Raw genomic sequence first — 12,435 nt, forward strand, 5'->3', positions numbered from 1 at the left:
ATGCTAAAAATAATGAGAAACAATCATGACGGTAGCATTGCTTGCCAATCATCCATCCGACCTCAGTGAACGTGCCGATGGCCCTTCACTGATCGCTATGTGGGGTGAAGACGATCCGGGTCTTGAGTTTCGTCTGGGGACGCGTGAATACGATTGGCACCAGCATTTGCGGGGGCAGCTGTTCTGCGTGGAGAACGGCTTGTTGCATGTTCGCACCAGGCAAGGCTCCTGGCTGTTACCACCGAATCGTGCCGGCTGGATACCTTCACACGAGCCGCACAAAGTCAGCATCAGCGGCGTCATGAGCGGCTGGACGGTGCTGATTACGCCTGATGCGAGCAAAGACTTGCCCGATCAACCCTGTGTGATTGGCATCAGTGAGTTGATGAATGCGTTAGTACGCCGCGCGGTGTCTTGGTCGTTTGAAGAGACTTTGCAAGTTGAACAGGAGCGAATGATTGCGGTGCTGTTGGATGAAATCCGGCGTTCGCCTCATCAGCCGCTGCATTTGAGAATGCCTACCGACCGGCGCTTATTGCGGATCACCAATGCGATCCTTGCCGCGCCTGATGACACCAGGACCTTGCAAGCCTGGGCGGCTTGGGGAGGGCTTTCGCCTAGCACCCTGTCGCGTTTGTTTATGGCCGAGACGGGCAACAGCTTTGCACAATGGCGTCAACAGGCAAGGTTGTCCCACGCGTTGGAAATGCTGGCTAATGGTATGGCTGTGAGCAGTATTGCTGATGCTCTGGGGTATGCGACCCCCAGCAACTTTATCGCGATGTTCAGACGGTGTTTTGGCGATTCACCCGCCCATTATTTTTCCAAGCGAAAGTCGCTGTGATTCGATCTATTGGTCGTTCACCGTGATGAGGGACCAAATCCTGACCTTGGTTGCCCGCAAAGCAGGTTTTTACCTATCCCGGCATGAAAATTCACCATTTCGGTGCTTAAAGCAGCAATCAGACAAAATTCGCGTTTTTTTGCTTTCAGGGGCTTGCGGCGAAAAGGATTTCTCGTATAATGCGCACCCCGTACCGATGAAGAATTTCGTTCCATTCACCATCGTTACGCCGGGCGGGAATAGCTCAGTTGGTAGAGCACGACCTTGCCAAGGTCGGGGTCGCGAGTTCGAGTCTCGTTTCCCGCTCCAAAAATTTCAAAGGCCATGTTGTTCATTGTTGGCCGAATGCTTCAAGCATATCAATGCGGGAATAGCTCAGTTGGTAGAGCACGACCTTGCCAAGGTCGGGGTCGCGAGTTCGAGTCTCGTTTCCCGCTCCAATTTTATCTCCAGTTTACATTCAATCCTACGCCGCTTCCGGTGTGACTTTCGCTCGGTTATACATACTCAGAAAATATGTTGTGAACAGAGTTATCCACAGTTTCTGTACATAATACCTTCTGTGCAAAATTGCAACGTTGCACAAATGAAATTTATATCTCATTGATAATCATAAATATTTATTTCTTATAAAACGTTATCTCGATCACTTGCTCTTTTTGTGACGCTTGAAAGACAACGCATTTTTATTTTTATGCACAAATCCACAGGGAGAGTCTGAGGGTTTTCTAAGCATCCCTCGGTAATCCTTTCTCGACCGCCCGAATTAAACGTTTTTTCTGCGTAGTCTGCACCTCAACCGCCAGGGCTTCACGGCGTGCAAGCTGTTGAGCCAGTGCCCAATTGATGTGTTCGTCCAGCATCGGATCCTGACCTTGCCGAGTCTGCAAGCTGATAACGATCTGATCCAGATAAGGGGCGTTGCCGAGTGCTACCGCGATATTGCGTAACCAGCGCAAATGGCCGATACGTCGGATGGCAGAGCCTTCGGTGATACGGAGAAACTTCTCCTCATTCCAGCCAAACAGCTCGATCAGTTGCGGAGCATGCAGCGCAGCGCGGGGGCTGAAATCGTCTTCATCCGTCAACTGCGAGAAGCGGTTCCAAGGGCAAATGAGCTGGCAATCGTCGCAGCCGTAGATTCTATTGCCCATCAGAGGGCGGAATTCTTCTGGAATAGCGCCTTCCAGCTCGATGGTCAGGTAGGAGATGCAGCGCCGGGCATCGACGGTGTAAGGGGCAACTATCGCACCGGTAGGGCAAGTGGTGATGCAGGCGACACAGCGGCCACACTGCTCTTCCTGCGGCTTATCCACCGGCAGGGGCAAATCGATTAACAACTCGCCCAGGAAAAACCAGGAGCCAGCGTCGCGGTTGAGGATCAGTGAGTGTTTACCAACCCAGCCGATGCCGGCTTTTGAGGCCAAGGCTCGCTCCATGATGGGGGCCGAATCCACAAAGGGCCGGAAATTCAGTTCACCGCAATAAGCCTGGATTTGATCGCCGAGTTTTTTTAGCCGTTGGCGTAGCAGCTTGTGATAATCACGCCCCAGCGCATAACGGCTAACGTAGCCCAACTGCGGGTTTTTTAACGTACTGGCGAACGCGGCTTTCGCGGGCAGATAGTTCATGCGCACGCTGATCACCCGCAGCGTGCCGGGTAATAATTCATGTGGCCGTGCACGCATCATGCCGTGGCGTGCCATCCACTCCATCTCGCCGTGGTATTGCTTATCCAGCCACGCCTGCAATCTGGGTTCTTCCGCGCTGAGATCGGTATCGCAGATCCCCACTTGCTGGAATCCTAGCGATTGCCCCCATTGCTTGATATGTTGGGCGAGTTGATCGAGATCGAGGGGGTGTGTCATGACGGGCCATAGTGAGAAACAATACTGTTCCAGTTTACCACACTCTGTTTGGTCTGCAGACTGGATCCGCCAGGCAGAACCTGCTGCTGCCGCAACGCTTGGCCTCTCTTTGTATTCGTTAATGCAGCGTGCCGGTGCGGCGGCTTATGAGCTGGCGTGCGACCGCTATCCGGCCAGCAGGCATTGGCTGGTGCTGTGTGGGCATGGCAATAACGGTGGCGATGGTTATGTGGTTGCTCGTCTGGCCCGTGCTGCGGGCATCAAGGTGACGCTCATTGCCTGCGAAGGCGTTCGTCCATTGCCACCAGAGGCCGCCACTGCCCGGCAAGCCTGGCTGGAAAGCGGCGGAGAAGTCCTGCCCGCGACCAGCCGTTGGCCAGAGGATGTTGATCTCATCATTGATGGATTGTTAGGCACCGGGTTGGGGGCGGCCCCCAGAGCGCCCTATGATGCGCTGATCGAGGCGGCCAACCGAGCCGATGCGCCAGTGGTGGCTTTGGATATCCCTTCAGGCCTGCTGGCTGAAAGCGGAGCCGTGCCGGGAGTCTCGATCCGTGCGGCACATACGCTGACTTTTATTGCACTCAAACCAGGGTTGCTGACCGGGCAGGCGCGTGATTGGGTGGGGCAACTGCATTACAGTACGCTAGGACTGGTGGATTGGTTGGCAACACAGTCTCCACAGATCGAGCGTATTACGGCTGGCGATTTGGCCAGGTGGCTGAAGCCTCGCCGTCCTTGTTCTCATAAAGGGGATCATGGTCGTTTACTGTTGGTCGGTGGCGATCACGGTTTTGGCGGAGCTATCCGCATGGCTGCGGAAGCCGCACTGCGTGCCGGGGCTGGACTGGTGCGAGTGCTTACTCACAGTGAGAACATTGGGCCGCTGCTGACCGCCCGGCCTGAGTTGATGGTGCAGCGCCTGAGTGACGATATTCTGCAACAGGCGCTGGACTGGGCTGATGTGGTCGTGATTGGCCCGGGGCTTGGCCAGGGCGATTGGGGCCGCAATGCGTTGCAACAGCTGCAAGCCAGTGATAAACCAACATTATGGGACGCTGATGCGCTTAACTTACTGGCATTACACCCCGAGAAGCGTCAGAATCGTATTATTACCCCGCATCCTGGTGAAGCCGCGCGATTATTGAGCTGCCGCACCGCTGATATTGAGAGTGATCGCTTACTTGCAACCCGCAGGTTGGTTGCACAATACGGCGGCGTTGTGGTGCTGAAAGGCGCAGGGACCTTGATCGCTGATGAGCATGGACAGATGGCGATCGCCGACGTTGGCAATCCTGGCATGGCATCCGGTGGCATGGGAGATGTGCTGTCGGGTATCATTGGCGGTTTGTTGGCGCAAAAGCTGCCGCTATATGATGCTGCCTGCGCGGGCTGCGTAGTGCACGGCGCAGCGGCGGATCATGTTGCGGCAAAACAAGGAACAAGGGGATTACTGGCCACCGATCTGCTGGCGGTGATCCCTCATTACGTTAACCCTGAGTTGGCAAAATAGACATTATCGAATGAAAGAACTCGTTTTACCGCTGCCGGATGAGGCAGCCACAGTCGCACTGGGGGCCGTCCTGGCCCAGGCGTGCGATCGTGCCAGCGTGATTTATCTTTATGGGGATTTGGGTGCCGGTAAAACCACCTTCAGCCGCGGCTTTTTGCAGGCGTTAGGCCATCAGGGCAATGTGAAAAGCCCAACCTATACGCTGGTGGAACCTTATGCGCTGCAACCGCTGGCGGTCTATCACTTTGATCTTTATCGCCTGGCTGACCCGGAAGAACTCGAATTTATGGGTATCCGCGACTATTTTGCCCAGGACTCGATTTGCCTGGTGGAGTGGCCGCAGCAGGGTACCGGCGTGCTGCCCGATCCCGATCTGGAACTGCATCTCAGTTACCAAGACGAAGGGCGTCAGGCGAAGCTCCAGGCGGTTTCCGCCTATGGCGAACAATTATTGGAAAGTATTCAGAGGCAACAAGGATGACGCAGCAATGATGTATGGGTTAAGAAGATTTGCTGTGATTGCCTTGCTCGCGTTGCTGGGGCCGTTTGGTGCCTGGGCGGCATCGTCCCTCTCCGACGTCAAAGTGACCAATGCTCAGCGTGAAGCCACGGTGTCAGTGAGCTTTACTGGCCCTCCCTCGTATAGCTTCTCAACCATACATGGTCCAGAACGGGTGGTCCTGGACGTGAATCAAACGGGCAAAGTGGGCGGCCTGCCGTTGAACTTCAGCGGCCAAAACCTGGTAAAAAGCATTCGTTCCAGTAAGCCGAAAGATGCACAAAGCGTACGCTTGGTGTTTGATTTAACCCAACGTGCCAAAACCCGTGTGGCGACGCGTCAAGAGGGCAACAGTTACATCGTCGTCTTCACCATCACCTCAGAAGCCAAAACGACGACAAACACTGTCCGTAAGGCACCGGTGCCTGTGCCGGTGGTGGCTGAGCCAGTGCGTAAAGCACCGGTTACGTCGAGTAACGCCAATCCATTTACTCCGAAGTCGGCTGCGGTATCAGGCACGGCAACCAGCATTACCCCACGTAGCAGCCGAGTGTCGGCCGGTTCTGGCGATCGGGTGGTGGTGGCGATCGACGCAGGCCACGGTGGGCAAGATCCTGGTGCTATCGGGCCAAACGGTCTGAAAGAGAAAAACGTCACTATTGCCATCGCGCATCGCCTACGTGCGTTGTTGGATGCCGATCCGATGTTTAAAGCGGTGATGACGCGTAACGGGGATTATTTTATTTCGGTGATGGGCCGTTCAGACGTGGCGCGCAAGCAGGGGGCCAACGTGTTGGTGTCTATCCACGCGGATGCCGCGCCGAATCGCAGTGCCAAAGGGGCTTCGGTTTGGGTATTGTCCAATCGCCGGGCTAACAGCGAGATGGCCGGTTGGTTGGAACAGCATGAGAAACAGTCCGAACTGCTGGGTGGCGCGGGCGATCTGTTGGCCAACAGCCAGGCCGACCCTTATCTGAGTCAGGCGGTGTTGGATCTGCAGTTCGGTCATTCGCAGCGCGTCGGTTATGACGTGGCCGTTAAGGTCTTGCAACAGTTACAGGTCGTAGGTTCATTGCACAAACGCCGTCCGGAACACGCCAGCCTGGGAGTGCTGCGTTCACCGGATATTCCATCGCTGCTGGTGGAAACCGGGTTTATCAGTAATAGCACGGAGGAGCGACTGCTGGGCAGTAGCGCATATCAGGATAAAATTGCACGGGCGATCCACAACGGCCTGCGCAGTTATTTCCTGGCGCATCCGCTACAAGCCGACCCAAAGGTGGAAAACCGCCCGCTGGACGTCGCAGCGGCGGTTAACTCCACGACAGACGATCTCAGACAGCCTGAGCCGGTGACCAGCCCGGCCAGAAGTAGCGCCAGCGTAGGAAAAACGCAGATCCATGTGGTGAAGCGGGCGGAAACGCTTTCCGGCATTGCCGATAGCTATGGCACCAGCGTGGCGGCGCTACGTGAGCTGAACAAGCTGAAAAAAGACGGCGTCTGGGTTGGTCAGCGTCTGAAGGTCCCCGCTGGGAAAACGGCGGCAGTACCGGTTCAGGCCAAGGCAAAAAGCACCAAACCGAGCAAACATAAGGTGACTCGCGGTGACACGCTGTCATCCATCGCCGCGCGATATGGCGTCAGCGTCAGCGAGCTTAAACGGGTTAACAAATTAAAGTCGGATGTTGCGCCGCTGGATCGGACGCTGATCATTCCGTAGGCTTGATGCCAACAACAGAGGGAGCCCCATGTCTATCCAGGTGTTACCGCCACAGCTAGCCAACCAGATTGCCGCCGGAGAAGTGGTCGAACGGCCTGCGTCGGTGGTCAAAGAGCTGGTAGAAAATAGCCTGGATGCTGGGGCAACGCGGATTGATATTGATATCGAACGCGGCGGGGCCAAACTGATCCGCATCCGTGATAACGGCTGCGGCATTGCCAAAGCCGACCTGGCCTTGGCCCTGGCGCGCCATGCCACCAGTAAGATCAGTACGCTTGACGATCTGGAGGCCATAGTCAGCCTGGGCTTTCGCGGCGAAGCGTTGGCCAGTATCAGCTCGGTGTCCCGTCTGATGTTGACCTCACGCACGGCGGAACAGAGCGAAGCCTGGCAAGCCTACGCGGAAGGGCGCGATCAGGCGGTCACCGTCAAACCGGCAGCTCATCCGGTGGGCAGCACGCTCGAAGTGCTCGATCTGTTTTACAACACCCCCGCACGGCGCAAGTTCATGCGCACCGAAAAAACCGAATTTGGCCATATCGACGAAGTGGTGCGGCGCATTGCGCTGGCGCGTTTCGATGTGGCGATCAACCTCAGCCATAACGGCAAGCTGATGCGTCAGTATCGCGCGGCAAAAGAAGAAAGCCAGCATGAGCGGCGTCTGGCCAGCATTTGTGGCCCCGCCTTCTTGCAGCATGCGTTGGCGATTTCCTGGCAGCATGGCGATCTCAGCATCCGCGGCTGGGTGGCGGATCCGCAAGGGGCGCGCCAGCTTGGCGAAATGCAGTATTGCTACGTCAACAGCCGGATGATGCGCGATCGGCTGATTAATCATGCCATTCGTCAGGCGTATCAGGATCAGTTGAAAGACGATCAGTTGCCTGCCTATGTGCTGTATCTGGAAGTGGATCCGCATCAGGTGGATGTCAACGTCCATCCGGCCAAGCATGAGGTGCGTTTTCATCAGGCTCGGCTGGTACATGACTTTATCTACCAGGCGGTTACTACGGTGTTGCAGCAGGCGGGTAATGTCGCGCTGCCATTGGCTGAAGAGTCCGCTGCGCAGGAGGCTCCCGTCTGGCAGCCGGAGAACCGCGTTGCCGCCGGTGGTAACCACTTCTCCCAGCCTGCGCCACAGCGTGAACGTCAGCCTGCTGAACCCTCCGCTGCCCGTGAGCGTGCCCCGCAGCCAGCCTATCAGGCCGGTGCGGGTTACCAAAAGCGTGAAGGCGAGCTGTATGGCAAGCTGTTGCAGGCTACGCCGCCAGCAGAAACGGTAAAACAGCCGCTGTTCCCGCCGGTTAACGCCGTGCAGGAAACGCCGCTCGCCGGTAGTCAGCACAGTTTTGGCCGCGTTCTGATGATTTGCCCGCCGAGCTATGCGCTGGTTGAACAGCGTCAGCAGTTGGCGTTACTGAACCTGACTATGGCCGAACGTTGGCTGCGTCAGGCGCAGCTTTGCCCGCCTGAAGAGGGATTACGGCCGCAGCCGCTGCTGATCCCGATTAAGCTGACGTTGAATAAAAATGAAGCGGCCGCCTGCGTGCAACATCAGGCGCTGCTGGTCAAAATGGGGTTGGAGCTGCAATCCGATCACGGCCGTGTGACTTTGCGCGCAGTACCTTTACCATTACGCCAACAAAATTTACAAAAGTTGATACCCGAGCTGTTAGGCTATCTGGCCGAACATCAGGAGATGTCGCCAACGGTGCTATCCATCTGGATCGCCAGCCAATTAGGCAGCGAACATGAAGTGTGGAACAGCTCGCAAGCGATACAATTGTTGACAGAAGTTGAACGACTTTGCCCGCAACTGGTCAAATCCCCTCCTGCCGCTCTTTTACAACCCGTTGATTTGCAGGCTGCATTGGCAGCGCTTAAGCATGACTGAAATTGAAATGACCCCTCGTCCCCCAGCCATTTTTATCATGGGGCCAACGGCCTCAGGCAAAACCGCCTTGGCGATGGCGCTGCGTGAGCGCTTGCCCGTCGAACTGATCAGTGTCGATTCCGCCCTGATTTATCGCGGTATGGATATCGGCACCGCCAAACCCTCGGCGGAAGAGTTGGCCCTGGCGCCACACCGGTTGATCGATATCCGCGATCCTGCGCAAGCGTACTCGGCAGCCGATTTTCGTGCCGATGCGCTGCGCGAAATGGCTGATATTACTGCCGCTGGGCGTATTCCGCTGTTGGTGGGGGGCACAATGCTTTACTTTAAGGCGTTACTCGAAGGTTTATCGCCGTTACCTTCTGCCGATCCCGCCGTGCGCGAGCAGATTGAGCAGCAGGCAGCGGAACACGGTTGGGAGGCTTTGCACCGCCAATTGCAGGCGATAGACCCGGTTTCCGCGTTACGTATTCATCCGAATGATCCACAGAGACTCTCCAGAGCACTGGAAGTTTTTTTGATTTCGGGTAAAACTTTAACTGAACTGACTAAAATTTCGGGTGAATCGTTGCCGTATCATGTTCACCAATTTGCGATCGCGCCAGTCAGCCGGGAGTTGTTGCATCAACGTATCGAGCTGCGGTTCAATCAGATGTTGGCGGCGGGTTTTGAGGCGGAAGCGCGTGCACTTTTTGCACGGGGTGATTTGCATACGGATTTGCCTTCCATTCGCTGTGTCGGTTATCGCCAGATGTGGTCATATTTTTCTGGCGAGATTAGTTACGATGAGATGGTTTTTCGAGGTATTTGCGCAACACGTCAGTTGGCCAAACGCCAGATGACCTGGTTACGGGGTTGGGAGTCGGTTCGGTGGTTGGACAGTGAAAAGCCGGGAGAGGCTTTAGACTCGGTAACACAGGTTGTTAGTGCATAGGTTGAGTGATTGTGTACAATTGATGAGTATTCAGCGCGCAAATTTTTTAGGTCGTTTATTTTGAGCCGACAGGTTCTTGGTTAAAAACAACAAACAAATAAGGAAAAGATAGAATGGCTAAGGGGCAATCTTTGCAAGATCCGTTCCTGAACGCATTGCGTCGTGAACGTGTTCCGGTTTCTATTTATTTGGTGAATGGTATTAAGCTGCAAGGCCAGATTGAGTCTTTTGACCAGTTTGTCATCCTGTTGAAGAACACGGTGAGCCAGATGGTTTATAAGCACGCTATCTCTACCGTTGTTCCATCGCGCCCGGTATCGCACCACAGCAACACCCCGAGCAGCGGCGGCACCAGCAATTATCACCATGGTAACAACCCGTCTGCGCCGCAACAGCCGCAGCAGGAAAGCGATGACGCTGAATAAAGCGCGTTGCGAGTCAACCATGACGGGGTGCATAAGCAGCGCAGTGCTGTTTATGTCCCCCAAACTCGCGGTTTTGTTCCGTTTGAGAGGTTGCACGCTTGTTTGACCGTTATGAAGCCGGTGAGCAGGCCGTCCTGGTTCATATCTATTTCTCGCAAGACAAAGATACAGAAGATCTCAGTGAGTTCGAATCGCTGGTGTCCTCTGCGGGCGTTGAGGCTTTGCAAGTGGTTACTGGTAGCCGCAAAGCACCTCACCCAAAATACTTTGTCGGTGAAGGAAAGGCCGAAGAAATTGCAGATGCGGTGAAAGCCAGCGGCGCGTCTGTTGTCCTGTTTGATCACGCCCTTTCCGCAGCGCAGGAGAGAAATCTCGAACGCCTGTGTGAATGTCGGGTGATCGATCGCACCGGGTTGATTCTCGACATCTTTGCCCAGCGTGCCCGTACCCATGAAGGTAAGCTGCAGGTAGAGTTGGCGCAATTGCGTCATATTGCCACTCGTCTGGTTCGTGGTTGGACTCACCTTGAACGTCAGAAAGGGGGGATTGGCCTGCGCGGGCCGGGGGAGACCCAGTTAGAGACTGACCGTCGCCTGCTACGCGATCGTATCAGCCTGATCCTGCGTCGCCTTGAGCGGGTAGAGAAGCAGCGCGATCAAGGGCGACGAGCACGTACCCGTGCCGATGTGCCAACCGTATCGCTGGTGGGTTATACCAACGCCGGCAAATCAACCCTGTTTAACCGAATTACGTCTGCCGGAGTGTATGTGGCGGACCAGCTATTTGCCACCCTGGATCCTACCCTGCGGCGCATTGACGTGGCGGACGTAGGCGATACCGTGTTGGCGGATACCGTAGGTTTTATCCGGCACTTGCCGCACGATCTTGTTGCCGCGTTCAAAGCGACACTGCAAGAGACGCGCCAGGCCTCTCTGTTGTTACATGTGATCGACGCTGCGGATACCCGGGTGGATGAAAACATTGAAGCGGTGAACTCCGTGTTGGCAGAGATTGAGTCGGATGAGATCCCTACACTGTTAGTGATGAACAAAATAGATATGCTGGATGACTTTGTCCCGCGTATCGATCGCAACGAGGAAAATTTACCGATCCGAGTGTGGCTGTCCGCCGCCAGCGGTGAAGGTATCCCGTTGCTATTTCAGGCGTTGACGGAGCGCTTATCGGGGGAAATCGCGCATTATGAGCTGCGCTTACCGCCACAGGCTGGCCGTCTTCGTAGCCGTTTCTACCAGCTTCAGGCGATCGAAAAAGAGTGGAATGAAGAGGACGGCAGTATCGGCGTGGTGGTGCGTATGCCGATCGTGGAGTGGCGTCGCCTCTGCAAGCAGGAACAGGAACTGATTAACTTTATCGTATGATCATATCCTGTTACATTTGTGTGCCCGCTCAATAGAAGAGTGGGCTAAGCATTAGCCTGAAGTACCCAATCACAGAATAATGGAGCTAAAACATGGCGTGGAATCAGCCCGGTAATAACGGACAGGACCGCGACCCGTGGGGGAGCAGCAATAATAATGGCGGCAACTCTGGCGGTAACAATAAAGGCGGTCGCGATCAAGGACCACCGGATTTAGACGATATCTTCCGCAAGCTGAGCAAGAAATTGAGCAGCCTGACCGGCGGTGGCAAAGGCTCCAACGGCAATAACAGCGGTGGAACGGGTTCAATCGGGCCGGGCTTCAGTGGCAAGATTGTCGGCATTGCTGCGGTTGCGGTGGTGGTGATCTGGGCCGCCAGCGGTTTCTATACCATCAAAGAAGCCGAACGTGGTGTGGTCACTCGCTTTGGTAAATTCAGCCATCTGGTGCAGCCAGGTCTGAACTGGAAACCGACGTTTATCGATCAGGTTCGCCCGGTTAACGTGGAGTCGGTCCGTGACCTGTCCGCGTCCGGTGTGATGCTGACTTCCGATGAGAACGTGGTGCGCGTCGAGATGAACGTGCAGTACCGCGTTTCCGATCCGGCAGCCTATCTGTTCAGCGTAACCGATGCCAACGACAGCCTGAGACAGGCGACAGACAGCGCATTGCGTGGTGTTATCGGTAAATACACCATGGACAAGATCCTGACCGAAGGCCGTACCATCGTCCGTAGCGACACTCAGCGTGTACTGGAAGAAACCATCCGTCCGTACAAAATGGGGATCACTCTGCTGGACGTCAACTTCCAGGCTGCACGTCCGCCGGAAGAGGTGAAAGCCGCGTTTGATGATGCGATCGCCGCACGTGAGAACGAGCAGCAATCCATTCGTGAAGCAGAAGCTTACGCCAACGAAGTTCAGCCGCGTGCCAACGGTGCTGCACAGCGCCTGCTGGAAAATGCGCGCGCCTACCAGGCCCAGACCGTTCTGGAAGCCCAGGGTGAGGTTGCTCGTTTCGCCAAGCTGTTGCCGGAGTACAAAGCCGCACCGGAAATTACCCGTGAGCGTCTGTACCTCGAAACCATGGAAAAAGTGTTGAGCCACACCCGTAAGGTGTTGGTGGCAGACAACAAAGGCAATAACAGTCTGATGGTGCTGCCACTGGATCAAATGCTGCGCGGTGCCGGTAAGCCGGTTACCGAAGGCAGCAAAGATGCCGGACAGAACCTTCTCGCCCCTGCGCCAGCCTCGACTCCTTCATCGGATGCGAGCACTAACAGTTCCAGCAGTGGTTCCATCATGGACCAACGTCGGGCTAATGCGCAGCGTGGCGACAACACACGCGTAGGGAGAGAATAAT

At 55.5% G+C, this 12,435-nt stretch carries 10 protein-coding genes and 2 tRNA genes; 11 read left to right on the forward strand and 1 reads right to left on the reverse strand.

Going from position 1 to position 12,435, the window contains the following annotated elements:
* Window positions 1–25 precede the first annotated feature (25 nt).
* From JHD74_RS12465 to JHD74_RS12475, 3 genes are all read left to right on the forward strand, one after another.
* A complete protein-coding gene (locus tag JHD74_RS12465) occupies window positions 26–844 on the forward strand; it encodes a helix-turn-helix domain-containing protein (RefSeq protein ID WP_074032079.1) in 819 nt (272 codons plus the stop codon).
* Between the two features lie 233 nt (window positions 845–1,077).
* Window positions 1,078–1,153: transfer RNA gene (locus JHD74_RS12470), tRNA-Gly, on the forward strand.
* Between the two features lie 55 nt (window positions 1,154–1,208).
* A tRNA-Gly gene (locus tag JHD74_RS12475) sits at window positions 1,209–1,284 on the forward strand.
* 288 nt (window positions 1,285–1,572) lie between these two features.
* Here the strand turns inward: JHD74_RS12475 and queG are convergent.
* Window positions 1,573–2,712 carry a tRNA epoxyqueuosine(34) reductase QueG gene (gene queG, locus JHD74_RS12480; protein WP_024530191.1) on the reverse strand — a complete coding sequence of 380 codons (1,140 nt, stop codon included), beginning with the start codon at window positions 2,710–2,712 and terminating at the stop codon, window positions 1,573–1,575.
* Between queG and nnr the strand changes: the two genes are divergently transcribed.
* From nnr to hflK, 8 genes are all read left to right on the forward strand, one after another.
* Window positions 2,711–4,225, forward strand: coding sequence for a bifunctional ADP-dependent NAD(P)H-hydrate dehydratase/NAD(P)H-hydrate epimerase (gene nnr / locus JHD74_RS12485; protein WP_074032080.1), 1,515 nt, complete (start codon window positions 2,711–2,713; stop codon window positions 4,223–4,225). The genes queG and nnr overlap by 2 nt on opposite strands.
* A 10-nt stretch (window positions 4,226–4,235) precedes the next feature.
* Window positions 4,236–4,706, forward strand: coding sequence for a tRNA (adenosine(37)-N6)-threonylcarbamoyltransferase complex ATPase subunit type 1 TsaE (gene tsaE / locus JHD74_RS12490; protein WP_021178997.1), 471 nt, complete (start codon window positions 4,236–4,238; stop codon window positions 4,704–4,706).
* A gap of 7 nt (window positions 4,707–4,713) precedes the next feature.
* Entirely contained in the window at window positions 4,714–6,444 is a 1,731-nt protein-coding gene (gene amiB / locus JHD74_RS12495) for an N-acetylmuramoyl-L-alanine amidase AmiB (protein WP_199062801.1), read from the forward strand.
* 28 nt (window positions 6,445–6,472) lie between these two features.
* Entirely contained in the window at window positions 6,473–8,335 is a 1,863-nt protein-coding gene (gene mutL / locus JHD74_RS12500) for a DNA mismatch repair endonuclease MutL (RefSeq protein ID WP_199062802.1), read from the forward strand.
* The gene (gene miaA / locus JHD74_RS12505; protein WP_199062803.1) at window positions 8,328–9,269 is read left to right on the forward strand and encodes a tRNA (adenosine(37)-N6)-dimethylallyltransferase MiaA; all 942 of its coding nucleotides are present in this window, start codon (window positions 8,328–8,330) and stop codon (window positions 9,267–9,269) included. The genes mutL and miaA overlap by 8 nt, the downstream gene beginning before the upstream one ends.
* 113 nt (window positions 9,270–9,382) lie before the next feature.
* Complete coding sequence (hfq, locus tag JHD74_RS12510) at window positions 9,383–9,694, forward strand: RNA chaperone Hfq (protein ID WP_021179001.1); 312 nt, start codon at window positions 9,383–9,385, stop codon at window positions 9,692–9,694.
* 98 nt (window positions 9,695–9,792) lie between these two features.
* Window positions 9,793–11,073, forward strand: coding sequence for a ribosome rescue GTPase HflX (gene hflX / locus JHD74_RS12515; RefSeq protein ID WP_024483336.1), 1,281 nt, complete (start codon window positions 9,793–9,795; stop codon window positions 11,071–11,073).
* Between the two features lie 92 nt (window positions 11,074–11,165).
* The gene (gene hflK / locus JHD74_RS12520; RefSeq protein WP_199062804.1) at window positions 11,166–12,434 is read left to right on the forward strand and encodes an FtsH protease activity modulator HflK; all 1,269 of its coding nucleotides are present in this window, start codon (window positions 11,166–11,168) and stop codon (window positions 12,432–12,434) included.
* The last annotated feature ends 1 nt before the right edge of the window (window position 12,435 follow it).

The organism is Serratia sp. ASV30 (assembly GCF_016428815.1).
Taxonomy (GTDB): domain Bacteria; phylum Pseudomonadota; class Gammaproteobacteria; order Enterobacterales; family Enterobacteriaceae; genus Chania; species Chania fonticola_C.